The organism is Parasphingomonas puruogangriensis, from assembly GCF_036663635.1.
Classification (GTDB): domain Bacteria; phylum Pseudomonadota; class Alphaproteobacteria; order Sphingomonadales; family Sphingomonadaceae; genus Sphingomonas.
In genome coordinates this window covers 201,880-228,768 of sequence record NZ_JAXOJI010000004.1, presented here as the reverse complement: position 1 = coordinate 228,768, position 26,889 = coordinate 201,880, and the positions used below count along the sequence as shown (strand labels likewise).

The 26,889-nt window shown below is 65.9% G+C and carries 26 protein-coding genes; 8 read left to right on the top strand and 18 right to left on the bottom strand.

Annotation, left to right across the window (positions count from 1 at the left end):
• The first annotated feature begins 77 nt into the window (after window positions 1–77).
• The 3 genes from lipB to U1739_RS12180 all read left to right on the top strand — a co-directional run bounded on the left by lipB (window position 78) and on the right by U1739_RS12180 (window position 1,915).
• Window positions 78–734 (top strand): lipoyl(octanoyl) transferase LipB, encoded by a 657-nt coding sequence (gene lipB, locus U1739_RS12190; protein ID WP_332708720.1) that lies wholly within the window; start codon window positions 78–80, stop codon window positions 732–734.
• 88 nt (window positions 735–822) lie between these two features.
• The gene (locus U1739_RS12185) at window positions 823–1,101 is read left to right on the top strand and encodes a hypothetical protein (protein WP_332708391.1); all 279 of its coding nucleotides are present in this window, start codon (window positions 823–825) and stop codon (window positions 1,099–1,101) included.
• A gap of 133 nt (window positions 1,102–1,234) precedes the next feature.
• Entirely contained in the window at window positions 1,235–1,915 is a 681-nt protein-coding gene (locus tag U1739_RS12180) for a hypothetical protein (protein ID WP_332708389.1), read from the top strand.
• Window positions 1,916–2,071: 156 nt separating this feature from the next.
• On the opposite strand, the gene queE is transcribed toward U1739_RS12180, so the two are convergent.
• From queE to U1739_RS12135, 9 genes are all read right to left on the bottom strand, one after another.
• Window positions 2,072–2,704 (bottom strand): 7-carboxy-7-deazaguanine synthase, encoded by a 633-nt coding sequence (gene queE / locus U1739_RS12175; RefSeq protein WP_332708387.1) that lies wholly within the window; start codon window positions 2,702–2,704, stop codon window positions 2,072–2,074.
• Between the two features lie 3 nt (window positions 2,705–2,707).
• The gene (gene queC / locus U1739_RS12170) at window positions 2,708–3,391 is read right to left on the bottom strand and encodes a 7-cyano-7-deazaguanine synthase QueC (protein ID WP_332708385.1); all 684 of its coding nucleotides are present in this window, start codon (window positions 3,389–3,391) and stop codon (window positions 2,708–2,710) included.
• Window positions 3,392–3,548: 157 nt separating this feature from the next.
• A complete protein-coding gene (locus U1739_RS12165) occupies window positions 3,549–3,941 on the bottom strand; it encodes a DUF3617 domain-containing protein (protein ID WP_332708383.1) in 393 nt (130 codons plus the stop codon).
• Window positions 3,942–4,050: 109 nt separating this feature from the next.
• A complete protein-coding gene (gene hslO, locus U1739_RS12160; RefSeq protein ID WP_332708381.1) occupies window positions 4,051–4,962 on the bottom strand; it encodes an Hsp33 family molecular chaperone HslO in 912 nt (303 codons plus the stop codon).
• Between the two features lie 112 nt (window positions 4,963–5,074).
• Window positions 5,075–5,998: an ornithine carbamoyltransferase gene (gene argF / locus U1739_RS12155; protein WP_332708379.1), complete on the bottom strand. Its 924-nt coding sequence runs from the start codon at window positions 5,996–5,998 to the stop codon at window positions 5,075–5,077.
• A gap of 38 nt (window positions 5,999–6,036) precedes the next feature.
• Window positions 6,037–7,233, bottom strand: a complete 1,197-nt coding sequence (locus tag U1739_RS12150; RefSeq protein WP_332708377.1) for an aspartate aminotransferase family protein — start codon at window positions 7,231–7,233, stop codon at window positions 6,037–6,039.
• 189 nt (window positions 7,234–7,422) lie between these two features.
• On the bottom strand, window positions 7,423–10,488 hold the full coding sequence (locus tag U1739_RS12145; RefSeq protein WP_332708375.1) for an efflux RND transporter permease subunit: 3,066 nt from the start codon (window positions 10,486–10,488) through the stop codon (window positions 7,423–7,425).
• Window positions 10,485–11,513, bottom strand: coding sequence for an efflux RND transporter periplasmic adaptor subunit (locus tag U1739_RS12140; RefSeq protein ID WP_332708373.1), 1,029 nt, complete (start codon window positions 11,511–11,513; stop codon window positions 10,485–10,487). The genes U1739_RS12145 and U1739_RS12140 overlap by 4 nt, the downstream gene beginning before the upstream one ends.
• A 215-nt stretch (window positions 11,514–11,728) precedes the next feature.
• Window positions 11,729–12,592: an ABC transporter permease gene (locus U1739_RS12135; RefSeq protein ID WP_332708371.1), complete on the bottom strand. Its 864-nt coding sequence runs from the start codon at window positions 12,590–12,592 to the stop codon at window positions 11,729–11,731.
• A gap of 61 nt (window positions 12,593–12,653) precedes the next feature.
• Here U1739_RS12135 and U1739_RS12130 point away from each other — a divergent pair, with 61 nt between their 5' ends.
• A complete protein-coding gene (locus U1739_RS12130; RefSeq protein ID WP_332708369.1) occupies window positions 12,654–13,394 on the top strand; it encodes a GcrA family cell cycle regulator in 741 nt (246 codons plus the stop codon).
• 312 nt (window positions 13,395–13,706) lie between these two features.
• On the opposite strand, the gene U1739_RS12125 is transcribed toward U1739_RS12130, so the two are convergent.
• Entirely contained in the window at window positions 13,707–14,561 is an 855-nt protein-coding gene (locus tag U1739_RS12125) for an outer membrane protein (RefSeq protein WP_332708367.1), read from the bottom strand.
• Window positions 14,562–14,707: 146 nt separating this feature from the next.
• On the opposite strand from U1739_RS12125, the gene parE reads away from it, so the two are divergent.
• On the top strand, window positions 14,708–16,690 hold the full coding sequence (parE, locus tag U1739_RS12120; RefSeq protein ID WP_332708365.1) for a DNA topoisomerase IV subunit B: 1,983 nt from the start codon (window positions 14,708–14,710) through the stop codon (window positions 16,688–16,690).
• 207 nt (window positions 16,691–16,897) lie between these two features.
• A complete protein-coding gene (locus U1739_RS12115; RefSeq protein WP_332708363.1) occupies window positions 16,898–18,208 on the top strand; it encodes a serine hydrolase in 1,311 nt (436 codons plus the stop codon).
• 146 nt (window positions 18,209–18,354) lie between these two features.
• Here U1739_RS12115 and U1739_RS12110 read toward each other — a convergent pair whose 3' ends face one another.
• The 5 genes from U1739_RS12110 to U1739_RS12090 form a co-directional block, all read right to left on the bottom strand.
• Window positions 18,355–18,612, bottom strand: coding sequence for a hypothetical protein (locus U1739_RS12110; RefSeq protein WP_332708361.1), 258 nt, complete (start codon window positions 18,610–18,612; stop codon window positions 18,355–18,357).
• Window positions 18,609–19,136 (bottom strand): GNAT family N-acetyltransferase, encoded by a 528-nt coding sequence (locus U1739_RS12105; protein ID WP_332708358.1) that lies wholly within the window; start codon window positions 19,134–19,136, stop codon window positions 18,609–18,611. Before U1739_RS12105 ends, U1739_RS12110 begins: the two co-directional genes overlap by 4 nt.
• Complete coding sequence (locus tag U1739_RS12100; protein ID WP_332708357.1) at window positions 19,133–19,927, bottom strand: LysR family transcriptional regulator; 795 nt, start codon at window positions 19,925–19,927, stop codon at window positions 19,133–19,135. The genes U1739_RS12105 and U1739_RS12100 overlap by 4 nt, the downstream gene beginning before the upstream one ends.
• Entirely contained in the window at window positions 19,924–20,322 is a 399-nt protein-coding gene (apaG, locus tag U1739_RS12095) for a Co2+/Mg2+ efflux facilitator ApaG/CorD (protein WP_332708355.1), read from the bottom strand. Before apaG ends, U1739_RS12100 begins: the two co-directional genes overlap by 4 nt.
• Window positions 20,323–20,476: 154 nt before the next feature.
• Window positions 20,477–21,685 carry a trans-sulfuration enzyme family protein gene (locus U1739_RS12090; protein WP_332708353.1) on the bottom strand — a complete coding sequence of 403 codons (1,209 nt, stop codon included), beginning with the start codon at window positions 21,683–21,685 and terminating at the stop codon, window positions 20,477–20,479.
• A gap of 168 nt (window positions 21,686–21,853) precedes the next feature.
• On the opposite strand from U1739_RS12090, the gene U1739_RS12085 reads away from it, so the two are divergent.
• Both U1739_RS12085 and U1739_RS12080 read left to right on the top strand, forming a co-directional pair.
• Window positions 21,854–23,101 (top strand): glycosyltransferase family 39 protein, encoded by a 1,248-nt coding sequence (locus U1739_RS12085; RefSeq protein WP_332708351.1) that lies wholly within the window; start codon window positions 21,854–21,856, stop codon window positions 23,099–23,101.
• A gap of 102 nt (window positions 23,102–23,203) precedes the next feature.
• A complete protein-coding gene (locus U1739_RS12080; protein WP_332708349.1) occupies window positions 23,204–23,857 on the top strand; it encodes an outer membrane protein in 654 nt (217 codons plus the stop codon).
• Window positions 23,858–23,965: 108 nt separating this feature from the next.
• Here U1739_RS12080 and U1739_RS12075 read toward each other — a convergent pair whose 3' ends face one another.
• From U1739_RS12075 to recO, 3 genes are read right to left on the bottom strand one after another with little or no spacing between them, the layout of a single operon-like run.
• Entirely contained in the window at window positions 23,966–25,066 is a 1,101-nt protein-coding gene (locus U1739_RS12075; protein ID WP_332708347.1) for a glycosyltransferase, read from the bottom strand.
• On the bottom strand, window positions 25,063–26,106 hold the full coding sequence (gene leuB, locus U1739_RS12070) for a 3-isopropylmalate dehydrogenase (protein WP_332708345.1): 1,044 nt from the start codon (window positions 26,104–26,106) through the stop codon (window positions 25,063–25,065). The genes U1739_RS12075 and leuB overlap by 4 nt, the downstream gene beginning before the upstream one ends.
• A gap of 52 nt (window positions 26,107–26,158) precedes the next feature.
• Window positions 26,159–26,785 (bottom strand): DNA repair protein RecO, encoded by a 627-nt coding sequence (gene recO, locus U1739_RS12065; RefSeq protein ID WP_332708343.1) that lies wholly within the window; start codon window positions 26,783–26,785, stop codon window positions 26,159–26,161.
• Window positions 26,786–26,889 lie beyond the last annotated feature (104 nt).

Genomic DNA, 26,889 nt, shown 5'->3' with positions numbered 1-26,889 from the left:
CGTTAGCGCAAGCGCGCCACGCTTGCCAATGCTTGCGCGATCCGCAGCGGTGGCGCAATTGCGCAGACGTGACCGAAATGTTCGACGATGTGGAATGGCGCGTGGCCCCGGCGCCGGTGGACTATGCCGTTGCGCTGGCCGAGATGGAAGCGCGCGCCGCCGCCGTCGCTGCCGGCGACGCGCAAGAACTGCTGTGGCTGCTCGAACATCCGCCGGTCTATACCGCGGGCACCTCGGCCGATGTCGCCGAACTGATCGATCCGCGCTTTCAGGTGGTCGATGCCGGGCGCGGTGGCCGCTACACCTATCATGGCCCCGGGCAGCGTATCGGTTATGTCGTGCTCGATCTGACCAAGCGCGGGCGCGACGTGCGCCGTTTCGTCCATGCGCTGGAAGGCTGGGTGATCGCGGCGTTGGGCGAGCTCGATATCGACGCGTTCCGTGCGCCCGGACGGATCGGGATCTGGACGCTTGATCAAGGGCAGGAGGCCAAGATCGGGGCCATCGGCGTGCGCGTGAAACGCTGGATCACGCTGCACGGTTTCTCGGTCAACCTGTCGCCCGACCTCTCGCACTTTGCCGGCATTGTGCCATGCGGGATCGCCGAATTTGGTGTGACCAGCGCGGCGGCGCTTGGAAAAACGGCGAGTCTTGCAACTTTTGACGCCGCTCTTGCGTTGCACCGCAATGCGTTTCTCGAAAGCCTTTCTTGTGGCGCAGAAAACTGTGCTTGAGGCGTTTCGGTAATCAGACTAACGTCCACGTCGGTTTGGGTATTAGGCCAACAGGCGTTACCAATCCAATATCTAGGGAGCTTTCCAAATGCGTGCACTCATCTCCAAGGTCCTCACCGGTTCGATGATCGCCGGCGCGGCACTGATGGTTTCGGCCTGCGGCCCGAAGACCGAAACGACGACCGAAAACACCATGGTCACCGATCTGAACGCCACCGAAGGCATGGACACGATGTCCGACAACATGACCTCGGTCGATGGCGCGATGGGCAACGACATGATGGGCAATGGCGGCATGATGGCGAACGACACGATGATGTCGAACGACACCATGATGACCAACACCACCACCACCAACGCGATGTAATCCAGCCTCACGGCTTGGTTTATCGATGGGCCGTCCGGGAAACCGGGCGGCCCTTTCGATTCCGGGGCGGAAAAGGGTTGGGCAGCGGCCCAAAAGGCCCTAGTCTGGGGCCAATGAATTAGGTGAGGTTTCGATGACTGTGTTGCGTACCCTTCTCGCCGCGACGATTGCGGCATCGGCGCTCGCGCCGCTGCCGGCAGCGGCGCAATTCTACATGAAATCCTATGATTTCCGGGGCACGACCGTGCGCGGTGACGAAAACGGCTTGGGCGTCGACCTGCCCGGCGCGACCGAGGCGGAGCTCACTGCAGGGCTGGTCTGGAGCCTGCGTGCCGCACTCAACATCGCCGCGCTGCAATGCCAGTTCGAACCGACACTGCTGACCGTGCCGCAGTACAACATGGTGATGCGCGATCATGCTGGCGAGTTGAAGACGAGCTATGACACGCTGACCAAATATTTTGCGCGCCTGAACAAGGCGCCGCGCGCCGCGCAGACCGCGCTCGATCAGTTCGGCACGCGCGTCTATGGCAGCTTCTCCACCGCCGGTGCGCAATATGGCTTCTGCCAGACGGCATCCAATGTCGGCCGCGCGGCGATCTTCGCCAAGCGCGGCGCGCTCCACTTCATCGCCAAGGATCGCCTGCGCGAGATGCGCAATTCGCTCGTGCCGTATGGCGAGCAGCGCTTCGCCCGCGGCATCGGCTTCGACGACCGCCGCGTGCTGCTGCCGCGCTTCGACAAGATCTGCTGGAAGAAGAGCGAGTGGAATCCGAGCAAGTGCGGCACCAACGTGCAGTGGGTGATGCAGTAAGGTAGGTAGCTCCTCCCCGGCACGGGGAGGTGGCAGCCTGAAAGGCTGACGGAGGGGGTGGGCCGGCAACGCAACCGTAGCGTTGCTGGCCCGCCCCTCCACCATTCGCGTGAAGAACGCGAACGGTCCCCCTCCCCGTCCCGGGGAGGAAGTGAGCTACCTCAACCCCAACAACTTGTGCGTCTGGATCGTCAAGCGCCACTTCGGGCGCGCCATCACCGTGTCGATCGCGGCGGCATGATTGGCCGCGGCCGCCGCATCGTCCATCGGCTGGAGCAGGAAATGGGCGAAGTCCCAGGTTTCCAGCGCGGCGATGTCGGTGCCCGCCTGCGGCCAGACCAGCTTCAGTTCGTCACCCGATCGCTGCACCACCGTGCTGCCGGCCTTGGGGCTGATACACACCCAGTCGATCCCGGGATGCGCGGCAATCGTGCCGTTGCTTTCGATGGCGATCTCGAACCCATGGGCGTGCAGCGCCGCGACGATCGCATCGTCGACCTGCAGCATCGGCTCGCCGCCGGTCAGCACGACGAAGCGACCTTCGGTCCCACTGCCCCAAAAACCCGCCGCGGCATCCGCCAGCGCCGTCGCATCGGCGAACTTGCCGCCACCCAAGCCATCGGTGCCGACGAAATCGGTGTCGCAGAACTGGCAGATCGAAACCGCGCGATCCTGCTCGCGCCCGCTCCACAGATTGCAGCCGGCAAAGCGCACGAACACCGCACGGCGCCCGGCATTGACCCCCTCGCCTTGCAGCGTGAGGAACATTTCCTTGACCGCGTAGCTCATCGGCTAGACCGCGTAGATCGTCGGATCGGGCAGGCCGGCGTCCTCGAAACCCTTGCTGCGCAACCGGCAACTGTCGCACTGCCCGCAATGCACGCTGCCCGGCGCGGGATCGTAGCACGACCAGCTTAGCCCGGCGTCGAGCCCGAGCCGCGCCGCTTCGCGCACGATATCGGCCTTGGTCATATGCTGCAGCGGCGCCTGGATGCGGAACGGTGCACCCTCTACGCCTGCCTTGGTGGCAAGCTCGGCGAGATTTTCGAACGCCGCGATGAATTCCGGCCGGCAATCGGGATAGCCGGAATAATCCAGCGCATTGACGCCGATATACAGGTCGCGCGCGCCCATCGCCTCGGCCCAGCCCAAGGCCAGGCTAAGGAAGATGGTGTTGCGGGCGGGCACGTAGGTGATCGGAATGCCTGGCTGCACGCCATCCTTGGGCACGTCGATATCGGCCGTCAGGGCCGAACCGCCAAAGGCGGATAGATCGAGCGGCAGCACGATATGGCGTTCGGCGCCAAGCAACGTGGCGATGCGCCGCGCCGCGGCGAGCTCGACCTGGTGGCGCTGATTATAGTCGATCGACAGCGCGAGGATGCGGTGTCCGTCCTCGCGTGCGCGCGCGGCGGAAACCATCGAGTCCAGCCCGCCCGAGATGAGGACGACCGCGTAGGTGGTGGCAGATGTCATGATGTCGCCCCCGCTATGCCCATGACCGGGCCAGCGCAACGAAAAACGGGCCGCCCGTAAGCGGCCCAGGGGTGGCTGAGGACAGCCCGTCTAGGGAGAATGTGGCCGAAAGAATGAGGTCACCTGCTCCACCTAGCGCGATCCGGTAAAGCTCCGCTTAACGCGCGCTGCTCGCAGCGCCGCATTGGCCGACGCGGTGACCTTCATATTCGGTGTCGAACGGCGCGCCGTCGAGGATACCCTGCGTCTCCAGCCGGAATTGCTCCTTGCCTTCCACGCTGATCGTGCTGCGGCCATGCCCCGCGCCTGGACAGGTATAATGGACCGTCGCCGAGCGCGGCGTATCGGCGACGATGAAACGTGTGCATTGCGCCGGCCCATGCTCGATCTGCATCAGCGCGCGTGGATCGGCCACGCACAGCGAGCGCGACTCCCCGCCCTTCTCCTTGAGCAGCCACTGGCCCGGTGCGACCGCGCGCAATGCGGCCAGCCGCGGGGCCTGCGCCGCGCTCGCTCCACCGCCCGCCGCAGCCAGGAACAACAGCCCCATCAACGCTCGTCGACCAACCATCTTGCCCGTCCCCTGGCCCTCGCCCCGATGCGACAGCCACTATCTCGCGAGGGTATTTGGGGATGCCCGGCGGTCGAGACAATGACGCTTACGAAACGATTGCGCTTACGGGCACGGGAAATTTGGTCGAGCAGAACTGGCAATCGACATGGATCAGGCCATTGTCGTCGGCCATGTCGGCCTGCTCCTCGGGCGGGAACTGGCCGAGGACGCCGGCAATATAATCGGGCGAGCAGCGGCAGCCCCGCGCCAACGGCACGTCCGACAGCAGCCGCACCTCCTCTTCCTCGTTGAACAGCCGCCACACCAAGGTCTCGAGCGGCAGCGCTGGATCGGCCAGTTCGTCCGCGCCCATCGTGCCGCCAAGGATCGCGACATGCTCCCATTCGGGATGATCGAGCCGCACGTGCAGCCGTTCGCGGCCATCCTCCCCTTCGGGCAAATGCTGCAGGAACAGTCCGCCGGCGACATGGCGGCCATCCGGCTGGCGCTTGATGCCGAGCCGCACCAGGCTGGGAACCTGCTCCGATTGGATGAAGTAGCTCTCCGCCGCATCGGCCAGCGTCGCGCCGTCCAACGGCACGATGCCCTGATAGCGTTCCTTGGTCGCCGCTTGATCGAAGGTGATGGCGAGGTAGCCAGTCCCGAACAAAGCAAACAGGCTCGGCTCCTCGGGGCCGGCGGCGAGCCGCTCAGCATCGTATTGCACATAGCCGCGCAGCTCGCCGGCCTTGTAGTCGCACACCAGCAATTTGACGACGCCGCTCTCGGTCTGCGCCTGCAGGGTCAGCTGCCCGCCGACATCCTTAAGCGTCGAGCCAAGCAGGGCGGCAAGCGTCAACGCTTCCGCCAGCAACGCCTCGATCGGCGGCGGATAGGCGTGGGCGGCAAGGATCGTGTCGAGCGCCGCACCGAGCCGCACGACGCGGCCGCGCGCGTGCCGCGCAGGGATCGTGAAGCCGAGCGCACGGTCGGTGTCGTTGATTGTTACGTCTTCCATCGTCATCCCCGCAAAAGCGGGGATCCCGCTTCTTCTTTTCCACGCTCCAAAGAAAGAAGCGGGATCCCCGCTTTCGCGGGGATGACGGGAGATAGTACTTAACGCGCCCGGATCAACCGATCTGCCCGAAGCACCAGCGTAGGATCGACTTCTGCGCGTGCAGCCGGTTGATCGCCTCGGGCCAGATCAGCGACTGCGGGCCGTCGATCACGCCATCGGTCACTTCCTCGCCGCGATGCGCCGGCAGGCAGTGCAGGAACACGGCGTCCGGCTTGGCCTCGGCCATCAGCGCCTCGCTGACCTGATACGGCGCGAGCGCGGCGAGCTTGGTCTCGGCATGCTCCTGGCCCATCGAGATCCAGCTGTCGGTGACAACGACATCGGCGCCGGCCACCGCTTCCGACGCCTGCGCGACGACGCGGGCGCGGCCCTGCCCGCGGGCGAGATCGATCTCGGTCGGCATGAAGCCCTGGGGGCAAGCGGCGACCACGTCGAACTGCATCAGCGCCGCCGCCTCCATGATCGAGGCGAGCACGTTGTTGCCGTCGCCGACCCAGGCAACCTTCAAGCCCGGCAGCGGCTTGCCGCTTTCGATGATGGTCAGCAGATCGGCCATGATCTGGCTGGGATGCGAGGCATCGGTCAGCCCGTTGATCACCGGCACGCTGGCATATTCGGCCATCTGCTCGAGCTTCAAGTGATCGTCGGTGCGGATCATGATCGCATCGCAATAGCCCGACAGCACACGCGCCGTATCGGCGATCGATTCACCGCGACCGAGCTGCGTCGTGCCGGCATCGAGCACGATCGACGATCCGCCCAATTGCCGCATCGCCATATCGTACGACACGCGCGTGCGTGTTGAATTCTTTTCGAACACCATGCCGAGCACATGGCCGGCAAGCGGCGCGTCGGCATCGGCGCGACCCTTGGGCCATCCGGTGCGCGCCGCCTTGCGATCGAGCGCATCGGCGAGCATCGCAGCGACGCCGTCCGGCCCGGCGTCGGAGAGATCGAGGAAGTGGCGGTAGGTCATACTAATTCCTCCCCTGTTGGGGGAGGAATTTAAGGGCCTCAATCATCGCTCGTGCCCGCAAACGACCGCGCCCCAGCGCTCAATCGCTCGATGCAATCGGCGATATGGCTCTCGTCAATCACCAGCGGCGGCAGCACGCGGAACACGTTCTCGCCCGCCGCGACCGTGAGCAGCCCGTGATTGTCGCGCAGATGCGCCACGAAGTCGCGGCTAACCGCCGGCTCCTTCATCTTGATGCCGAGCATCAGACCCTTGCCGCGGATCTCCTCGAACAGATGATCGTGATTGGGGATCATCTGCTCGAAGCTCGCCCGCAGCCGCTCGCCCATCTGCTCGACATGCGGCAGAAAATCGGGTTCGAGCATCACGTCGAGCACCGCCTGCCCCGCCGCCATGGCCAGCGGGTTGCCGCCATAGGTCGAGCCATGCGTGCCGAAAACCATGCCCTTGGCTGCTTCCTCGGTCGCCAGGCATGCGCCGAGCGGGAAGCCGGCGCCGATGCCCTTGGCCACGGTCATGATGTCGGGCTCGATGCCGTAATGCTCGTACGCCCACATCTTGCCGGTGCGGCCATAGCCGCACTGGATCTCGTCGAGGATCAGCAGCAGGCCATGCTCGTCGCACGCCTTGCGCAGGCCCTGGATGAACTCGGGCGTGCCCGCGGTCATCCCGCCTTCGCCCTGGATCGTCTCGACCAGGAAGCCAGCGGTCTCGTCATCGATCGCGGCCAGCGCGCCGTCGAGATCGTTGAACTTCACATAGTCGAAGCCCGGCAGCAAAGGCTCGAAGCCGTCGCGCATCTTGGGCTGGTCGGTGGCGGAAATCGCGCCGATCGAGCGGCCGTGGAACGCGTTCTTGAACGTGATCAATTTGTGCCGCTGCGGGTTGCCATTGACGTAATGATAGCGCCGCGCGGTCTTGATCGCGCATTCGATCGCCTCGACGCCCGAATTGGTGAAGAACACCGTGTCGGCAAACGAGACATCGACGATGCGCTGCGCCAGCGCCTCGCCCTGCGGGCTGCCATACAGGTTCGACACGTGCATCAGCGTCGCAGCCTGCTCGGCGATCGCCTTGACCAGATGCGGATGGCCATGGCCGAGCGCATTGACCGCGATGCCGGCGGCGAAATCGAGATATTGTTCGCCCTGTTCGCCATACAGATACACGCCCTCGCCGCGCACCGGCCGCACGCCGCAACGCGGGTACACAGGCATCAGGGGGGTGATCGGCACAGCAAGTCTCCCGAAAAGAGAAGGGCGGCCAATGCGGCCGCCCGAGCGGGTTTTTAGGCAGGTTGCCCTCAGAGCGCAACACCGCCCGCGCGCAGCGCAACAACCTTCTTCTCCGCGTCCTCTGCGCCTCGGCGCGAACCAATCTTCCTTTTTCGCGCAGAGGCGCAGAGGACGCGGAGAAGAGGGAGTTTAGGCTGCCGCCGGCTGCGCTGCCAACCTTCTTGCCTCATCGCCACGCACCGCCAGCAGATACATCACCGGCGTCACGATCCGGCTCAGCACCGTCGAGCTCACCAGCCCGCCGATGATCACCCAGGCCAGCGGCGAATAGAGCGCCGAGCCGCCCAGCGCCAAGGGCAGCAGCCCGCCGATCGCGGTCACCGAGGTCAGCAACACCGGCAGAAAGCGGATCTCGCCGGCATGTTCGATCGCCTCGCGCAGGCCCATGCCGCGCGCCCGCAACTGCGAGGTGAAATCGACCAAAAGGATCGAATTCTTGATCTCGATCCCGATCAACGCGACAAAGCCGATGATCGCCAGGAACGACAAAGAATTGCCCGTCAGCAACAGCGCCACCAGCCCGCCGACCGTGCCCAGCGGGATCACGCCCGCCACCACGATCGTCTCGCGGAAGCGGCCGAACTCCACCACCAGCACGCCAAACACACCGAAACAGGCAAGCAGGATGATCGGCCCCAGCCCGGCGAAATTGCGCGCCGCCGCCTCCGCCTCGCCGCCGATGCTGAAATTATAGCCTTCGGGCAGCGTGACGCTCTTGAGGCGTTGCTCGACCTGCCGGTTGAGGTTGGAGGTGAGCATGCCGGGCTGATTATAGGCGACGATCGTGACGGTACGCTGCAATTTGTAGCGCGTGATCAGCGGCACCACGCTTTTCAGCCGCGGCTGCGCGATCTCCAGCAGCGGCACGCTGCCGCCGGCCAGCGTCGGCACGTAGATCTTGCCCAGCGCGGAGACCGGCTGGTCGCCCGTCATCGGCAACCGCACCGTCACCGGCCAGGTATCGCCTTCATTGTCGCGCAACCGGCTGACCTGTTCGCCGCTGATCGCGAGGCGCACCGCGCGGCGCGCCTCGCCTGGCGCCACCCCGAGCAACCCGGCCTTGGCCTCGTCCAGCCCGAGATCGAGGTCGATCCGATCATAGGCGATCGGGCTGTCGATATCGCGCAGGCCAGGCACCTGCTGCATCACTGTCACGACCTTGTCGGACAGCGTCTTGAGCACCGCAATGTCGGGCCCGCGCACGCGGATCGCGATCGGCGCTTCGACCGGTGGACCATTCTCGAAATTGACCACCGTCACGCGCGCATCGGGAAAGTCGGCCAGGCTCTTGCGCAACCGCGCCAGCATCTTGGGGCTATCATGCACGTCCCACGTCGCCATCGTCGCGAAGATATCGCCGTAACGGGCACGTTCGTCGCGCGGCATGATGTTGTAGAAGATCTGTGGATTACCGCGTCCGGCATTCTGCATCAGGTTCACCACCGCGCCTTCGCGCCGCAGGATCGCCGCCACGTCGCGCACCGCCTTCTCCGTCACCGGGATGGTGCTACCCTCCGGCGTCTCGACCCGGACCAGAAAATAGGGCGTCTCGGCGGCTGGGAACAGGCTGAACCCGAGCACCGGCACCAATGCGAACGCGCCGACGCACAACGCCATCGCCGCCCAGAACCAGGTGCGCGGGCGGTTCAGTGCGGCATGCAGCAGCGGCGCGTAGAAACGCTGGATCCCCCCCATCAGCCAGCGCAGCAGCGCATTGCCCTCCGCGCCATGCGGCTTGAGCAGCCGGCTGGCGACGAACGGGATGATGGTCAGCGACACGAACAGCGAGCTCGCCACCGTCACCATCACCGCCAAGGGCAGCCCGCGCACGAAATCGCCCGCCCCCTCGGGCAGGAAGACGAGCGGCAGGAAGGCGAAGATCAGCACCCCCGTCGCGCCCAGCACCGCCGCGCCGATCTCGCGCGTGCCATTGATCGCGGCTTCTGTCGGCGTGTCGCCGCCGCGGATATGGCGCTCGATATTCTCCGTCACGACGATCGAATCGTCGACCAGCAGTCCGAGCGAAATGATGAAGCCGGAAATGCTGATCTGGTTGAGCGAAAAGCCGAACAAGGCGAGCAGGAAGACGCCCATCGCCAGACTGAGCGGGATAGAGATCGCGACGATGATCGCCGGGCGGAAGCCGAGCGGCAGGATCGTCACCAGCACCAGCGCCAGCGCGATGACGAAATCGCGCGTCAGTTGCGCCAGTTTCTGCTGGATGTCGCGGCTCTGGTCGAACGCCGTCTCGAGCCGCATGTCGGGCGGCAGATCGGCCTTGAACGCCGTGACCGCCTCCACCAGCGCATCGCGCAACGTGCCGGCATCGACCTCGTCCTTCTGGCGGATCGTCACCCACAAGGCGCGATGCCCGTTGAAGCGCGCGATATGCGTCCGCCCCGCTTCGGCCCAGCCGACCTCAGCGATATCGCCGACGCGCACCAGCCGACCGTCGCTGCTGCGCACGGCCACGTCCTTCACCGCGTCGACCGTGCGATATGCCCCGCCGGCGTCGATATTGTAGCGCCGCCCCGCGGCATTGAGCGACCCCGCCGGCAGATCGACCCCGCCCTGCGCGATGGCATTGGCGACGGTCGCCGCCGGCAGTCGCGCTTCGGCCAGCCGCCCGGCATCGATCGCCACCCGCACCTCGGGCGCCGCCGCACCGTCGATCGCGGTCTGGCGCACGCCCGGCACGACGTTCAGCTGATCGCGCAGGTCCTGGGCATATTTGCTCATCCTGAGCCAACTCGCCGTATCGCTGACCAGCGCCAGTTGCAGCACGCCCGCCTCGGTCGTGCGCGGGCGGCGGAAGGCGATCCGCTGGATGCCCTGCGGCAGGCGGTCGCGCACCGATTGAACCTCCCGCACGACGCGATCGAGCGACTGCTCGGCATCGGTGCCATGCTCGAAATTGACCACCACCACCGCCGCGCCATCGACGCTCTGCGAATTGATGTCGCGAACGTGATCGAGCCCCTGCAGCACGTCCTCCAGCGGCTTGGCGACGGTCTCCTCCATGTCGCCCGCATCCGCCCCGGGCAGGATCACCGTGGTGACGACGGTTGGGATGGGGAAATGCGGGTCGACCGAGCGCGGGATCGACAGGAAGGCGGATATGCCGAGCATCGCGATCAGCAGGAACGCCACCAACGTCACCTGCCAGCGGCGAACGGCGAAAGCGGTGATGTTCACCGCGCGCTACGCAATGGCGCGATCCTGAGCCCCGCCTTGAGACGATCGACGCGCGACGTCGCCACCCATTCACCCCGCGAGAGCCCGCCAGTCACTTGGATGCCCTCGTCACCCGCCTCCGCGATCGTCACCTTGCGCAGCGCGATCAACCGCGTCGCGGGATCGACGACATAGACGAACGCCTCGCCCGCGCGCGCCGCGAAGATCGCCGCAGCAGGCACGCGAATGGCGTTGCTCGCCGCCCCTCGCGCGGTGATCGATGCGCTGCCGATCTGGCCGGAGCGCAGCCGCGCGTCCGCTGGCAGCCCAATTTCGATCGTGAACGTCCCCGTCATGCGATCGGCACGGCCGGCGATCTGCGCCACCTGACCGGTGATCGCCCCATCGTCGAGCGCCGCCAGCGTGACGCGCGCCGGCGCGCCGAGCGTCAACCGCGCGGCATCGCGATCCGACAGCGGCACGCGCAGGATATAGCCGCTCGATCGGTCGCCGACGATCAACGCCGGCGTGCCCGCCGCGATCACCTGCCCCGGCTCGACCAGCCGCGCCAGCACCGTGCCTGGCCCGGGCGCGACGATCCGCGCAGCAGAGGCTTGGAAGCGCGCGGCGCTGAGCTGCGCGTTGGCGGCGCCGAGCGCCGCCCGCGCGCTTTCGACGCGCGGCTGCGTCACCCAGCCCTTGGCCAGCAGCCCGGCGCTGCGCTCATATTCCGCTGCCGCGCGCGCGCGCTCGGCCGCGATCCGCGCGACATCGGCGGCGACGGCCGTGGTATCCAGCGCGGCAAGCAATTGGCCGCGGCGCACGGCATCGCCCTCGCGGACGGAAATGCTGGCGATCCGACCCGGGCTGGTGAAGCCGAGTTGGGCCTCGCGGCGCAGCGCGACGGTGCCGACACCGGTGACGCTGGCGGCGCGCTGGTCGACGCCGACCTGCGCGACGCGGACCTGCGGCAAGGCGTTGGGCGCATCGTCCTTCGGCTTGCCCGCGCCACACGCGGCCAGCATCAGCAGCATACCGATCGCCATGAGTCGCATCGCTCACCCTCCCCGAGCGGAGGCTAGCGAGTAGAGTATCGTTTCGAAACTGGTTTTTACTCCTCCCCCGGCACGGGGAGGGGGACCGCTCGGCTACTTCAGCCGAGTGGTGGAGGAGGCCCTCCGCGAACGCAACGGTCGCGCTGCCGGTCCGCCCCCTCCGTCAGCCTTCGGCTGCCACCTCCCCGTTCCGGGGAGGAATAAACTCAGTTCTTCAGCCGCCAGCCGCCCTTGAGCAACGCATAGCACAGCACGCCGAGCACCACGTCGATCGCCAGGATCACCAGGCTCCCCACCCATACCGGCGAATCGGCCACCCCCAGGAACCCGTAACGGAAGCCCGAGATGATATAGAAAAACGGATTGGCATGGCTGATCGCCTGGAACGTCGGCGACAGGCGATCGACCGAATAGAAGGTTCCCGACAACAGGGTCAGCGGCCCGACGACGAAATTGCTCACCGCGGCGGCGTGATCGAATTTCTCCGCCCAGATCGAGGTCAGCACGCCGAGCAAGGCCAGGAACACCGAACCGAGCAGTCCGAACCACAGGATCGCCAGCGGATTATGCGGCAATACGTGCACCCCCGGCCATACCAGCATCGCCAGCCACACGGCAAAGCCGACACAGAAAGCGCGGGTCACCGCACCACCCACCAACGCCGTCAGCAATTCCGCGGTGGACAAAGGCGGCATCAGATAATCGACGATCGTGCCCTGGATCTTGCCCACCAACAGCGAGAAGCTCGCATTGGCGAACGCGTTGGTCAGCATGCCCATGACGATCAGCCCGGGGGCAAGGAAATCGGCGAACGCCACGGTCTCGCCGCCGACATGCACCGCGCTGCGGCCGCCCATCGCCACGGTGAACACGATCAGATACAGCAAGGTCTGGATCGCGGGGGCCCAGATGGTTTGCAGCTGCACCTTGAAGAACCGGCGCACCTCCTTGATATAGAGGGTGCGAAGACCGCCCCAATTGACGTTCCGGATGACTGGGACGCCGGGGGCGTTCATTACCGACGACTGGGCGCCGGTAGGATTTGGGCCGATAGGGGGCTGGCTGCTCATGGCACTCGCGCTAAAGCGTGGGGCCGCCGCCTGCAACCCGGCAGTAGAGATAGGATACGGAATGAGCTGGACCGACGAGCGGATCGATACGCTGCGCAAGATGTGGGAAGGCGGCAGCACCGCCAGCCAGATCGCCGAAGAATTGACCGGCGTCAGCCGCAATGCGGTGATCGGCAAGGCGCATCGCCTGGGGCTGCAGTCGCGCCCCTCGCCGGTGAAACCGAACGATCCGGTCGCAGCCAAGCCCGCCGCCGTGGCAACGGAAGCAGTTGCTGCCGCTGAGCCGGTCGAGCCCAAGGCCCCGCCCGCGCCCAAGCCGGTCGTCGCTGCGCCGCCGATCCCCAAGCCGGCCGACCAGGTCGCCGCGCCGACCCCCGCGCCCGTCGCGGATATGGACGACGAAGACGAGGACGAGGAAAACGAGATCGACACGCCGGTCGTCGCCGCCCCGGCCGCGCCGCCTGCCCCGATCATGCGCTCGGTCGGTCCTGGCGGCTTCCTGCGGCAGGCCCCGGGCGAGCAGCAGGCCCCGATCACCCCGGCGCCGCCGCGTCGTCTGGTGCCGGCCAAGCCCTCGCCCGAGATGGCCGACAAGACCAGCCTGCTCGATCTCAGCGACAAGGTCTGCAAATGGCCGCTCGGCCATCCCGGCGAGCCGGACTTCCATTTCTGTGGCGACAAGGTGAATCCGGGCTTCCCGTATTGCGTCGCGCATTGCGGCCATGCCTATCAGGCGCAGCTCCCACGCCGCGACCGCCGCCCGCCCCCGCCGCTGCCCTTCGGTGGCGCCCGCGCGCGCTAAGCACCCGTCATCCCCGCGAAAGCGGGGATCCCGCTGCCTAGCCCCGCACCTGGTAGAAGGAGCGGGATCCTCGCCTTCGCGAGGATGACGGTGAGGTAGGATGCGCCACCGCCTACTGCCGGACGGCAGACAATAAAAACCCCGCTGCAGCCTAAGGGCCGCAGCGGGGTTTATTTTGCATGGCAACGTGGGTCGTCCGGGATGACTAGATTGCTGTCCGAGTCATATATCCCTGGGGCCGCGCCGGCCGGGCTGCAATTCCGGCAGAAGATGCCCCGAACCGCGAACGGTGCGGGGCGCCTTGCCTAACTCTTAGAAGCGGAACGCCGCGACGGCGCGGACGCTGTGCGACTTCAGACGGTCGTCGCTGCGCTGGAAATCCGTGCCCGAGGCATTGCCCTGGATGAACGGATTGGCTGCTGGCGTCGTTGCGCTGCTGCCGGCGCGGACGGTGTAATCGTCGTCCTTCAGCGTCTTATACTGATATTCCAGACCGACCGAGAAGTTCTGGCCGACCTTCTGCTCGACGCCACCGCCGACGACATAGCCCCAGGCATCGCTCTTGCCCGAATCGCTGAACGCGTTGGCCGTGTTGCTCGTCTCGAAGCTGTGATCGACCTTGGCATAGGCAACGCCGCCGGTGCCGTAGAACAGCGTCTTGTTGGCCGCGAAGCCAAGACGCAGACGGGCGCTGGCGTCGTAATCGACTTCGCGCGTCATCGTGTAATAGGCCGGCGTGGTGCTGAACGCGGTCACGCTGTCACGGATCTCGCTCTTGCCGAATTCGCCGACCGCGCCGAACACGATCGCGCCGAACTGCTTGTCGAAGCCGATACGGGCGGCATAGCCGGTGCCGTCCTTATTGTCGCGGCAGCCGTTCGAGGCGTTCACGCCATTGGCCTGGCCGCGGCAGAAGCCGGGCTGGAACGCATTGGTGTTGCCATTGGCCTGCGGCGTCGTGAGCGTCACCGTGTCGCCGAACGTGCCGTCGAGGTTACGATCGAACTGGATCGTGTCGTTGCCGCCCTTGGGCTGGAAATCATAGCCGAGCGAACCGCCGACATAAAAGCCGTCGAACGGCGCGGCTTCGGTCTGCGCCGAAGCGGGAGTCGCCATCGCCAAGGCAGCAGCGCCGCCGGCAAGAACGAGGAAAAACTGGTTACGCATAATCACTCCTAGGTGGGGTATTCCCGCCGCAGGAACGTGCGCCCAACCGGAATGGGTACATTGCTGGAATATTACTTAGATCAGTGTTGCAATGCAGCAACAGCACGCCCCGCTTGCCCGGCGACCGCGCACAGCTATAACGACGCATGGCCGAAGACCTGTTTGCTTCCAAGAATGCTCCCACGTCCGATTACGATGCATCCTCGATCGAAGTGCTGGAAGGGCTGGAGCCCGTCCGGCGCCGCCCCGGCATGTATATCGGCGGCACCGACGAGCGCGCGCTGCATCATCTGGCCGCCGAAGTGCTGGACAATGCCATGGATGAAGCGGTCGCCGGCCATGCCAACCGGATCGAGATCACGCTGGAGCCAGGCAATCGCCTGACCGTGGTCGATAACGGTCGCGGCATCCCGGTCGACCCGCATCCCAAGTTCCCCGACAAATCGGCGCTGGAGGTGATCCTCTCCACGCTCCATTCCGGCGGCAAGTTCGACGGCAAGGCCTATGCCACCTCCGGCGGTCTGCACGGCGTCGGCGTGTCGGTGGTCAATGCGCTGTCGTCCGACACCACGATCGAAGTCGCGCGCAACAAGACCGTGTATCGGCAGCGTTTTTCGCGCGGGGTGACGCTAGGGCCGCTGGAAGCATTGGGCCCGACGCCCAACCGCCGCGGTACGTCGGTCAGCTTCGTGCCCGACGAGCAGATTTTCGGGCCGGTGCTCAGTTTCAAACCGGCGCGACTGTACAAGCTGGCGCGCTCCAAGGCCTATCTGTTCGCCGGCGTCGAGATCCGCTGGAAATGCAGCCCCGAGTTGATCAGCGACGATACGCCGGCCGAGGCGATGTTCCAGTTCCCCGGCGGGCTGGCCGATCATCTGCGCGAACAGATTGCCGGTCGCGAATGCGCCACGGCCGATTTCTTCGCCGGCAGCCAGGATTTCCCCGGCCAGAATCAGGGCCGCGCCGAATGGGCAGTGGCCTGGCCGCTATGGAGCGACGGCAGCTATTCCTGGTATTGCAACACGATCCCGACCCCCGATGGCGGCACGCACGAGGCCGGCCTGCGCGCGGCGCTGGTCCGCGGCCTGCGCGGATTCGGCGATCTCGTCGGCAACAAGAAAGCCAAGGATATCACCGCGGACGACGTGATGGTCGGCAGCGAATTGATGCTCAGCGTGTTCATCCGCGAACCGCAATTTCAGAGCCAGACCAAGGATCGCCTGACCAGCCCGGAAGCGGCGGCAATGGTCGAGAAGGCCATGCGCGATCATTTCGATCACTGGCTCAGCCATAATATGGAGCGCGGCAAGGCGCTGCTCAATTACACGCTCGAGCGGCTCGACGAACGCTTGCGCCGCAAGGCTGAGCGCGAGGTCAAGCGCAAGACGGCGACGTCAGCGCGCAAATTGCGCCTGCCGGGGAAGCTCACCGATTGCTCGTCGGACGATCCCAAGGGCACCGAGATCTTCATCGTCGAAGGCGATAGCGCCGGCGGCTCGGCCAAGCAGGCGCGCGAGCGCAAGACCCAGGCAATCCTGCCCATTCGCGGCAAGATCTTGAACGTCGCAAGCGCGACCTTGCAGAAGATCGCCGCCAATTCAGAAATCGCCGATCTGATCCAGGCGCTCGGCTGCGGCACGCGCAAGGACTGTATCCCGGATAATCTGCGCTACGAACGCATCGTCATCATGACCGACGCCGATGTCGACGGCGCGCATATCGCCACGCTGCTGATGACCTTCTTCTTCCAGGAAATGCCCGAGCTGGTGCGCCGCGGGCATCTGTATCTCGCGCAGCCGCCACTTTATCGCCTGACCGCGGGCACCAAGAGCCTGTACGCGATGGACGATGCCGATCGCGCGAAGATCGAAAACGGCGTGTTCAAAGGCAAGAAAGTCGATGTCGCCCGCTTCAAGGGTCTCGGCGAGATGAACCCGATGCAGCTGCGCGAAACGACGATGGATCCCAAGACGCGCTCGATGCTGCGCATCACGCTACCGCAGGAATATGAGGAGCGCGCCGGCGTGAAGGATCTGGTCGATCGCCTGATGGGCAACAATCCGGCGCACCGTTTCGCCTTCATCCAGGAGAATGCGGCCAGGTTCGACGAAGAAGCCATCGACGCTTAGCTTGGCTCCTCCCCGACACGGGGAGGGGGACCGTTCGCGTTCTTCACGCAAATGGTGGAGGCGGCTCTCGCCACACGCAACAGTGGCGCTGCCGGCCCACCCCCTCCGTCAGCCTTCGGGCTGCCACCTCCCCGTACCGGGGAGGATAAGTGTTGTCCGCCCCTCGCGGGTGCCATATCGTCCCGCCAATCTCGGGGGAGAAACGCTATGCGTCACGTTATCGCCAGCCTGACTGCATTGCTGCTCGCTGCGCCCGCCGCCGCGCAGACGACGCCGCCCCCTCCGCTGATCAAAGCCGCCCCCGAACTCGAACGCCGCATCGCCGAGATCGTCCCGATCCTTAACGGCGGCGGCGATTATGCCGCAACCTTCGCGCCAGCTTTCATCGCTGCCGTCCCCAAACCGGCGTTCGACGGCATTTCGCGGCAGCTCGGCGCGACCGCCGGCAAGGCGCTGCGCGTGGAGGAGGTGAAGCCTGTCACACCTCATGCCGCCAACATCGTTATCGTCTTCGAACGCGGCCGCGCGACGGCAGCGATCTCGGTCGAAGCGACCGGCGCACAGCAAGTGAATGGCCTGCGCATCACCGGCATGGCGGGCAACGAGACATCGCTCTCCGCCGTCGATGCCGAACTTGCCAAGCTGCCGGGCAAGACCGGCTTCGTGCTCGCCAAGCTCGGCACCGGCGCGCCCGAACTGCTCACCGCGCGCGGCGCCGACACGCCGTTCGCGATCGGATCGGAATTCAAGCTCGTCATCCTCGCCGAACTGGTGCGCGGCATCGCGGCGGGCGAGCGGACCTGGGACGACACGGTCACGCTGGACGGCGGCCCGCTGCCCGGCGGCAGCTACACGCAGAGCCCCGCCGGCACCAAGGTGACGCTGTACGATCTCGCCGAGAAGATGATCTCGATCAGCGACAATAGCGCGACCGACATCATGCTGAATACGTTGGGCCGCGACAAGGTCGAAGCGATGCTCCCCGTGATCGGCGTGGCCAACCCCAAAGGCATGCGCCCGTTCCTCGCCACGCTGGAGGCGTTCAAGCTCAAGAGCAACCCGCTCGGCGCACGCTGGGCAAGCGCGGACGAAACGGCGCGCCGCGCGCTACTGAGCGGCGAGGTAGCGGCCATGCCGATCACCGCGATCGACAATCGCCTGTTCGCTAAGGGCAAGCCGCTGCAGATCGATCAGATCGAATGGTTCGCCACCCCCGCCGACATGATCCGCGTGATGGATTGGTTGCGCCGCCACAGCGAAACCGGCTCCGCGGCGCGCGCGCGCGCTATCCTGGCGAAGAATAGCGGTATCGGCTCGGCGGCGGCGGGCAAATGGCAGTATCTTGGTTTCAAGGGCGGCTCCGAACCCGGCGTGATCGCGATGACCTTCCTGCTGCAGGGCAAGGACAGTGCGTGGTACGCTCTCTCCGCCAGCTGGAACGACACCGCCGCCGCAGTGGACGACGCCCGCTTCGCCGGCCTAATGACCAGCGCGGTCGAGCTTGCGGCGGGCGGCTGAGCAAGACCACCTCAAAGACCGACGCTTCCCCGGCGAAGGCCGGGGCCCAGTCACGCAACAATAGTTTCGCGCGTTGCGTCCAGTTACATCGGCCATTGCGACTGGGCCCCGGCCTCCGCCGGGGAAGCGCAATCGGGGTGGCTGCGCTAGCCCCCCTTCATGCGCCGTGCATGGTAGATCGTGCGCATTGCCATCGCCGCCAGCATGTTGAGCACGCCCAGCGCCAGCGCGGCCATCGGCACCAACGTCGGCAGCTCCGGCAGCCACAACCGCCGCGCCACCGCCAGCAGCACCCCCACCAACAGGAACGCCACGCCGGTCAGCCGCAGCGGCCGCGCGATGGCGCGCAGTTCGCGGCTATAGGCGGCGCGCTGCACGGGGTCGGTGAGGTCGGGCGGAGTCATCGGTTGATCCAGTCGTCGGCGAGCAGGCCCCAGATATAGGAATCGCGCACGCCGATATGCGTCTCCCACTCGCCGCGCAGCCGCCCCTCGCGCACGAAACCGAGGCTTTCGAGCAAGCGGTTGGAGCCTATATTGTCCGGGTCGGTATCGGCGAACACGCGGCGCTGCCCTTCCTCGCGCAGCAACAGGTTGAGCAACCGCGTCACCGCCTCCCGCGCATACCCCTGCCCCCAGGCCGAGCGCACCAGCATATAGCCGATCTCGCTCACCCCGGGCCGCCTGGCGCCGGCCCATAGGGTGCCGATCGCGCGGTCATTCCCGCGTAGCGTGATTGCCCAGCCGCGCGCGCCGGTTTGATCGGGCCGTTGTGCCATATAGGCATGCGTTTCGGCGACATTGGCATGTGGCCCGCTCGACCACCAACGCATCAACTCGACGTCGCGATACGCTTCGTGCAACGCCTCGGCATCCTCGATCCGCTGCGGCCGCAGGTGCAATCGCGCACTCTCGAACGTGTCGCTCACGACGTCGCCAATACCTCGACCAGCGCCTTGACCTTCTTCTGGCGCCATTGCGGCAGTGGTGCGACCAGCCAATAGCCCTTGGCCGATGGCTGCGCGTCGCCAACCTTGACCACGCGGCCCGCTGCCAAATCCTGCGCAGCGAGCAGTTCCGGCACGGTCGCGCGGCCCAGTCCCTCCGCGGCGGCATCGAGCGCGAGCCCGGCATCGCCGACGCGGACCAGCGAGACGGTGTCGTCGTTGAGGCAGCCGGGCCAAGAAATGCGCGTATCGACGCCGCCACCGGGGCGCTCGACCGTCACCAGCCCTTCGGATTCGAGCGCCTCGCCCTCGTTCGCGCCGGGCCCATCGCCCCAGCGGATCGCGAGATCGAGATTGGCCTCGGTGAAATCGATGTCTTCGTCGGCAGAGACGAGCGCGAACCGAAGCTCGCCATCGGCGCGCGCGATCTCGGCGAGGCGCGGCATCAGCCATTTCTCCGTGAAATCGCGCGGCGCGGCGATGGTCAGCGATTTGCTCGTCTGCCCCGCCTGCATCGCGCGCACCGCTTCCTCGAATTCGAGGAAGCCCTGGCGTAGCGGGCCGAGCCCGGCGGCGCCTTCGGGGGTCAGTTCGAGCCCCTTGGTGGTACGGCGGAACAGCACGACGCCAAGCGTATCCTCCAGCGCGCGGATCTGCTGCCCAACCGCGGCGGGAGTGACGGCGAGTTCATCGGCGGCGCGGGTGAAGGACAAATGCCGCGCGGCGGCGTCGAGCACGCGCAGGCCGTTGAGCGGAAGATGCGTACGCTTCACGCCCCTACCGCCGGCGCCAACAACGCGAAGCGCGGAATCGCCACGTCGAAGCCCACGCCGTCCTCGTCGATCATATGGTAGCTGCCCTGCATCTGCCCGGTCGGCGTGGCCAGTGGACAGCCCGAGACATAGTCGAAGCTCGCGCCCGGCGCGATCATCGGCTGTTCGCCGACCACGCCCTCGCCCTCGACCGAATGGCGCGCGCCGCGCCCGTCGGTGATCACCCAATGCCGCGTGAGTAGCTGGACCGCTTGCGGGCCCGTATTCTCCAGCCGCACGTGATAGGACCAGAACCAGCGGCCACGCTGCGGCTCGGATTGTTCGGGCAAGTAGCTGACCGACACGCGCACGACGATCCCCCGCGTCTCGGCGACATTGGGGAACAGGGCTTTCACAGGCCGTTCTCAACTAAAGACGCTTCCCCGGCGAAGGCCGGGGCCCAGTCGCGGAACAGAGATTGGCAAATGCTGCGCTCCGTTACATCGACCGTCGCGACTGGGCCCCGGCCTACGCCGGGGAAGCGGTAGAAGGGGGGAGCGTACGAAAGGCTCACAACCCCACCGCCGTCAGCGCCTGATCAAGATCGGCGATCACATCCTGCGGATCCTCCAGCCCGACGTTGAGGCGCAGCAGGTTCTCGGTCACGCCCATCTCGATGCGCTTGTCCTCCGCCACGCCGTAATGTGTGGTCGACGCCGGATGCGTCATCAGCGAGCGCGAATCACCGATATTGTTCGAGATATCGACCAGTTCGAGCGCATCAAGCAGGCCATGTGCCTGCGGGCGCCCGCCCGCGACCTCGAACGCGAAGATCGGCCCGCACGCATCCATCTGGCTCATCGCCAGATTGTGCTGCGGGTGGCTCGGCAGCCCCGGATGCAGGATCCGCGGCACGCGCTGTTCCAGGAACGCGCCGACCTTAAGGCTGTTCTCGCTCTGGCGGTGGATGCGCAGATCGAGCGTCTCCAGCCCCTTGAGCACCACCCAGGCATTGAACGCGCTGAGCGTCGGCCCGGTGTTGCGCGTAAACGGCAGCAGCACATCGTTGATAAAGGCGCTGGTGCCGCACACCGCGCCGGCCAGCACGCGGCCCTGCCCGTCCATCATCTTCGTCGCGCTATAGGCGGTAACGTCGGCACCGAAGTCCATCGGGCGCTGCAGCGCCGAGGTGGCGAAGGCATTGTCGACCACGCTGGTGATGCCGTGCCGCTTGGCGATGTCACACACCGCCTTCAGATCGACTACATCCATGGTCGGGTTGGCCGGCGTCTCGAAAAAGAACACCTTCGTATTCGGGCGCACCGCATCCTCGAACGCCTGCGGGTCGCGCGCATCGACGATCGTCGTCTCGATGCCGAATTTGGGCAGCAACGTATCGGTCAGCCAGCGGCACGATCCGAACGCCGCGCGCCCGCCGACCAGATGATCGCCCTGCTGCAATTGGCACAGCAACACCGCGGTCATCGCCGCCATGCCGGTAGCCATCGTGCGACAGGCCTCGGCCCCTTCCATCAGCGCGATACGGTCTTCGAGCATCTGCACGGTCGGATTCTGCAGCCGGGAATAGGTCATGCCCTCCTGCTCGCCGGCGAAGCGTGCGGCGGCATCGGCCGCGCAATCATAGCTATAGCCCGAGGTCAGGAACAACGCTTCGGAGGTTTCGCCAAACTCGCTGCGCGCGGTGCCGCCGCGCACGGCCTGCGTGGCGGGGCGCCACTGGCGGGTGATATCGCGATTTTGTCCGGTGCGGCGTTTCATGGGCCCGCTTTGCCGGGCGGGGTCGGTGCGCGTCAATGCTTATGCGTACCCGTTCTCCTGCGAACGCAGGAGCCCAGGGTTCGAAACGCTGACGCTTGTGGCTCTGGGCTCCTGCTTTCGCAGGAGAACGGGTGACGACAGAGGTCGCTACCGGTAAGCCAATGCCTCATGTCCAGCGCCGCCCAGCCCCGCCCGATCCTGCCCGCCACATTGATTGGCGCCGCCGCGCAATTCCTGTTCACGCTCAACATCGCTCGGCCGAGCGTGCTGGTGTTCGACGAGACGCATTACATCCCCGCGGCGCGCACCTTGCTGGCGTTGAGCGGCCCGGCCAATATCGAGCATCCCTTGCTCGGCAAGAGCCTGATCGCCACGGGAATCGCGCTGTTCGGCGATAACCAGCTGGGCTGGCGCGTGCCCTCGGCAATCGCCGCGACCGCGGTGGTGATGGGGGTGTTCTGGATCCTGTGGACGCTGTTCCGCAACACGCGCACCGCAGTGTTCGGGGCCTTGTTCACGATCCTCAACTTCACCGTGTTCATTCAGGCGCGGATCGGCATGCTCGACGGTTTCATGGCCGCCTTTCTGGTGCTGGCGATGCTCGCCTTGCTGCGTTCGGCCTACGCCCCGCCGGGCCGGGTATGGCGGCGCTGGATCCTGGGCAGCGTGTTGCTCGGCCTGGCGGTCGGCGTGAAATGGACCGCGGCCCCCTATGTCGCCTGGGTCGCGCTGGGTTTCCTGGCGATCCGCTGGCGCGATGGCGGACGCGCCAAGCATTGGCCCGACATGGCGACGCTGCCCGCGCTGGCGACGCTCGGCGCGGTCAGCGTCACGACCTACTTCCTGACCTTTGCCCCGGCCTTCTTCTACGGCTTCCAGCCAATGACGCTGGCCGAACTGATCCCGTTCCAGAAGATCATGTACCTGCAACAGACGCAGGTGCTGCCGCCGCACCCCTACCAATCGAGCTGGTGGAGCTGGCCGCTGATGGTCCGCCCGATCTGGTATCTCTACGAACGCGCCGATGGGGCACAGCGCGGCATCCTGCTGCTCGGCAACCCGGCGATCCTGTGGGGCGGGCTGCTCGCCGTCGCATGGTGCGTATGGGCGGGCGTAAAACAACGGGCGGGGCAGCTGCTCGGCATTGCCGGATTATGGGCGGCCTCGCTGCTGATCTGGGCGGTCATCCCCAAATCGCTCGGCTTCTTCTATTATTATTACCCCTCGACGATCTGGCTGAGCCTCGCGCTCGCCGCCGCGGTGCATCACCTGCGCACGCGGCATCGCCATTGGGACGAAGCCTATCTGGCCGTGGTGGCGCTGTTGTTCGTGTATTTCTACCCGATCATCTCCGCCGCGGCGCTGCCGGGGCCGGCGGCCTTCCGCCACTGGATCTGGTTTCCCACCTGGCCTTGATCTTCGCTAGAGGGCCTTTTCGAGAGATAAGGCAAAGCATTTGTTAACCAGTAAGCGTCCTTAAGGTTCAGGCCAGCAATTGGGCTGAATACGGAGTGACGAATGAAGATCATTGGCCTCAGCGCCGCAGTTGCGATCGCCGCAATTTCTACCCCCGCACTAGCTCAGGAGACCGGTCCGTCTTTCAACGGTCCGCGCATCGAAGCACGCGTGGGCTGGGACAGCCCTGACCTTCGCGTTACCTTGTCCGATGGGACTGACAGCATCAGCCGCAGCGCGAGCAAGAGCGGCGTGACCTATGGTGGTGAGATCGGCTATGATTATAGCCCGGACAACAAATTCGTCATCGGCGGCTATGTCGGGTTGGAAGAGTCGACGACCAAATCGTGCAGTGAGCTATATGGCGAAGATCGCGCCTGCCTGAAAGCGGGGCGCAATATCACAGCTGGCGCACGCGTTGGGGCGGTCGTGCAGGATTCGTTCTTGCTCTATGGCAAGGGCGGCTATTCGAACGGGCGCACGTCCGTGACCTATCGTGACTACGAGCTGATCTTGGCCGACGTAGACGAAGGCAAAAACTTCGATGGCTTTCACCTTGGCGCTGGCGTCGAGGGTGATCTGGCCGGTGGCATCTACGGGCGCCTGGAATATGTTTACAGCAGCTATGGCAAGACGTCGGTCGCTGCCGACGATTTCTCGGCGAGCTTGAAACCAACGCGTCACCAGATCGTGTACGGCATGGGTATTCGCTTCTAATCAACGCGGCCGTCGGTTCACCGGAGGACTATCCGGTGGGCCGGCGGCCGATTGACCAAGTCTGCCGTTATACCCACATCGCTGTGGGCGGGTGTTTGCCCCGGCGTATCAATACCGCCCCCACACGAAGCGCGACGACACCGCGTAATTCCACACCGCGCCGACCGCCACCCCGATCATCGCCGACACCGCCCATTCGTGGCGCTGCACATCGTGGAGGAATTCCGCCACGCCGACATTGGCGATCGCGCCGACCGAGCAGACCGCGCAGAACGACACCCAGCCGCCCACCAGACCGCGCGCGCCCTTGAGACGCAATTCGCGGTAGGTCAGCGCGTTGTTGAGGAAGAAGTTGACCGTCATGGCGACCCCGGTCGCAACGATCACGCCAAGCCGAAAGCTGGTGCCGAGCCCGAGGAACAGCGCGCTCAACACCGCCATGTGGACGCCCAATCCAAGCAACCCGATCGCCGAAAACATCGCGAAACGCACCGGCACGACATGGCCGAACATGCGGTCGTACAGCGCGATGAGAAATTCCATCGCAACGACATGGTCGAGCTTGCTCTCGCCCTCGGTGCGGATGCGGAACGTATAGGGGAATTCGCGGAAGTTGAGCGGCCGTTTGCTGGTCGTCATGATGTCGAGCAGGATCTTGAAACCGATCGCAGACATGTCGTGCGTAAGATCGCGAACGATCGCGCTGCGGATCATGAAGAAGCCGCTCATCGGATCCTTCAGCTCGGCCTTCAATACGCCGCGCGCCAGCTTGGTGGCGAAGGCGGATTTGGCGACCCGGTCGCTGTCCCATTCCCCGGTTCCGCCGCCGGGCACGAAGCGCGAGCCGATCGCCAGATCGAGTGTCTCGTCCGCCTGCAGCGCATCGAGCATCGCCGGCAGGATCGTCTCGTCATGCTGCAGGTCACCGTCGATTACCGCGACGACGGGTGCGGCGCTGGCGCACATGCCCTCGACACAGGCCGAGGACAGGCCGCGCCGGCCAATGCGCTGGATCACCCGCACGCGCGAATCGCGCCGCCCGATGGCACGGGCGACGTCGGCCGTGCCGTCGGGGCTGTCATCGTCGACGAAGATCGCTTCCCACCGCCGCCCGGCTAGCGCCGCATCCAACTTGGCGACGAGGGTGGGCACATTGGCGGATTCGTTGAACGTCGGGATGATGACCGCAAGTTCGAGCAAGTCGTTCACAGCTGCGCGAGCACCGCATCGCCCATTGCGACGGTCGATAGGGTGCCGCCCAGATCCGGCGTGCGCGCGCCGCCGGCAAGTGCGCGGCCGACCGCTTGCTCGATCCGGTCCGCCGGCTCGGCCAAGCCAAGCGAATGGCGCAGCATCATCGCCGCCGACAGGATCGTGGCGCACGGATTGGCCTTGCCCTGCCCGGCGATATCGGGCGCGCTGCCATGGATCGGCTCGTACAGCCCCTTGCCGGCGCTATCCAGCGAAGCGGAGGGCAACATGCCGATCGATCCCGCGCACATGCTCGCCTGATCGGACAGGATGTCGCCGAACAAATTGCCGGTGACGATCACGTCGAACTGCCCGGGGTTGCGCACCAACTGCATCGCGCAGTTATCGACATACATGTGGGTCAGCGCAACCTGCGGGTACTCAGCCGAAAGCTCGATCACCACGTCGCGCCACAGCTGCGACGTCTCCAGCACATTGGCCTTGTCGACCGAGCACAATTTGCCGCCGCGCTTGGCCGCGGTCTGGAAGCCGACATGCGCGATCCGCGTCACCTCCGCCTCGTCATAGCTCATGACGTCATAGCCTTCGCGCAGTCCGGCAGCAGTGGTGCGCATACCCTTCTCGCCGAAATAGACGTCGCCGTTTAGCTCGCGCACGATCACCATGTCGATCGCCGCGGCAACTTCGGGGCGCAGCGCGGAGGCGTCTTCCAGGCCGGGGAACAGCTTGGCCGGGCGCAGATTGGCGAACAGGGCGAGTTCCTTGCGCAGGCCCAGGATGGCCTGTTCCGGGCGGAGCGACCGTTCGAGCGTGTCGCAGGCGGGATCGCCGACCGCGCCGAACAGGATCGCATCCGCGCGCTTGGCCAGGTCGAGCGTTTCGGGCGGCAGCGGGTGGCCCGTGGCGTGATAGGCCGCACCGCCGACCAATGCCTCTTCGAACGTCAGGTCGAGCGCCAGCGCGTCGAGCACGCGGCGGGCTTCGGCGGTGACTTCGGGGCCGATGCCATCTCCGGCGAGGATTGCGATCAGCGGCATGAGGATTTCCCGGAAAGAAGTGGTGGCGGAGCCTTTGCCGCCCCGCTTGCCCTCACGCAACCGCCCTTTTGAGCCGCTCGACCAGCCGCGCCCGGGCGGCGAGCGTATCGTGACGTCGATCGGTGAGGATATCCGCCTCCAGCGCCACGCCGGTCACTTTTAGCGCGGCAAGGATATCCACCCACCCCGCCTCGCCCCCGGTGCGCAGGATATCGGGCAGATCGTCGCTCTCCAGCCCATAGCCCAATTCAGCCAGCAGCAGCAGTTCGAACCGTGCCAGCGCCACCGCCCAGCCGCGCGCCGCCGGTGCCGCCTCGATCGCGCCGATCACGCCGGTCAGCGCGCCATGCACGCGGGGGTAAGGCTGCGCCTCGGGCAAGGCGGTGGCGGTGAGCGCGGTGACCCATTCGAGCGCGGCAGCCGGCAGCGGCTCGGCATAGAGCGGCGCGCGGCTGTGGATCAGCTCCAGCGTCAGCCCGGCCAGCTGGTCATCAGTGCGCGCGCGCCACTCGCCCAGCACGAGATTGGCCGGCTGCAGGATCGGCCGAATGCGCCGCGACCGCCCGCCTCGGACATAGCCTGCCTGCAGGCCGTGCTCGGCGGTCAGCGCGCGTACGATGCTCCCGTGCTCGCCATGCTGGCGAACGGCGAGGATCAAGGCTTCGGCGCGCAGGTGCATGGACGCCTCTTACACCTCTCCCTTTGGGAGAGGGAGGGGCCCGTGCCGAGGGCGTGGGAGGGTGAGGGCGATTGACGGATCGAGGGCGCGTCACCCTCACCCTT

Coding starts and splice junctions, on each gene's coding strand:
- lipB (WP_332708720.1), top strand. CDS start 78: ATGTTCGACGATGTGGAATGGCGCGTGGCCCCGGCGCCGGTGGACTAT.
- U1739_RS12185 (WP_332708391.1), top strand. CDS start 823: ATGCGTGCACTCATCTCCAAGGTCCTCACCGGTTCGATGATCGCCGGC.
- U1739_RS12180 (WP_332708389.1), top strand. CDS start 1,235: ATGACTGTGTTGCGTACCCTTCTCGCCGCGACGATTGCGGCATCGGCG.
- queE (WP_332708387.1), bottom strand. CDS start 2,704: ATGAGCTACGCGGTCAAGGAAATGTTCCTCACGCTGCAAGGCGAGGGG.
- queC (WP_332708385.1), bottom strand. CDS start 3,391: ATGACATCTGCCACCACCTACGCGGTCGTCCTCATCTCGGGCGGGCTG.
- U1739_RS12165 (WP_332708383.1), bottom strand. CDS start 3,941: ATGGGGCTGTTGTTCCTGGCTGCGGCGGGCGGTGGAGCGAGCGCGGCG.
- hslO (WP_332708381.1), bottom strand. CDS start 4,962: ATGGAAGACGTAACAATCAACGACACCGACCGTGCGCTCGGCTTCACG.
- argF (WP_332708379.1), bottom strand. CDS start 5,998: ATGACCTACCGCCACTTCCTCGATCTCTCCGACGCCGGGCCGGACGGC.
- U1739_RS12140 (WP_332708373.1), bottom strand. CDS start 11,513: ATGGCGATCGGTATGCTGCTGATGCTGGCCGCGTGTGGCGCGGGCAAG.
- U1739_RS12135 (WP_332708371.1), bottom strand. CDS start 12,592: ATGAGCAGCCAGCCCCCTATCGGCCCAAATCCTACCGGCGCCCAGTCG.
- U1739_RS12130 (WP_332708369.1), top strand. CDS start 12,654: ATGAGCTGGACCGACGAGCGGATCGATACGCTGCGCAAGATGTGGGAA.
- U1739_RS12125 (WP_332708367.1), bottom strand. CDS start 14,561: ATGCGTAACCAGTTTTTCCTCGTTCTTGCCGGCGGCGCTGCTGCCTTG.
- parE (WP_332708365.1), top strand. CDS start 14,708: ATGGCCGAAGACCTGTTTGCTTCCAAGAATGCTCCCACGTCCGATTAC.
- U1739_RS12115 (WP_332708363.1), top strand. CDS start 16,898: ATGCGTCACGTTATCGCCAGCCTGACTGCATTGCTGCTCGCTGCGCCC.
- U1739_RS12110 (WP_332708361.1), bottom strand. CDS start 18,612: ATGACTCCGCCCGACCTCACCGACCCCGTGCAGCGCGCCGCCTATAGC.
- U1739_RS12090 (WP_332708353.1), bottom strand. CDS start 21,685: ATGAAACGCCGCACCGGACAAAATCGCGATATCACCCGCCAGTGGCGC.
- U1739_RS12085 (WP_332708351.1), top strand. CDS start 21,854: ATGTCCAGCGCCGCCCAGCCCCGCCCGATCCTGCCCGCCACATTGATT.
- U1739_RS12080 (WP_332708349.1), top strand. CDS start 23,204: ATGAAGATCATTGGCCTCAGCGCCGCAGTTGCGATCGCCGCAATTTCT.
- leuB (WP_332708345.1), bottom strand. CDS start 26,106: ATGCCGCTGATCGCAATCCTCGCCGGAGATGGCATCGGCCCCGAAGTC.
- recO (WP_332708343.1), bottom strand. CDS start 26,785: ATGCACCTGCGCGCCGAAGCCTTGATCCTCGCCGTTCGCCAGCATGGC.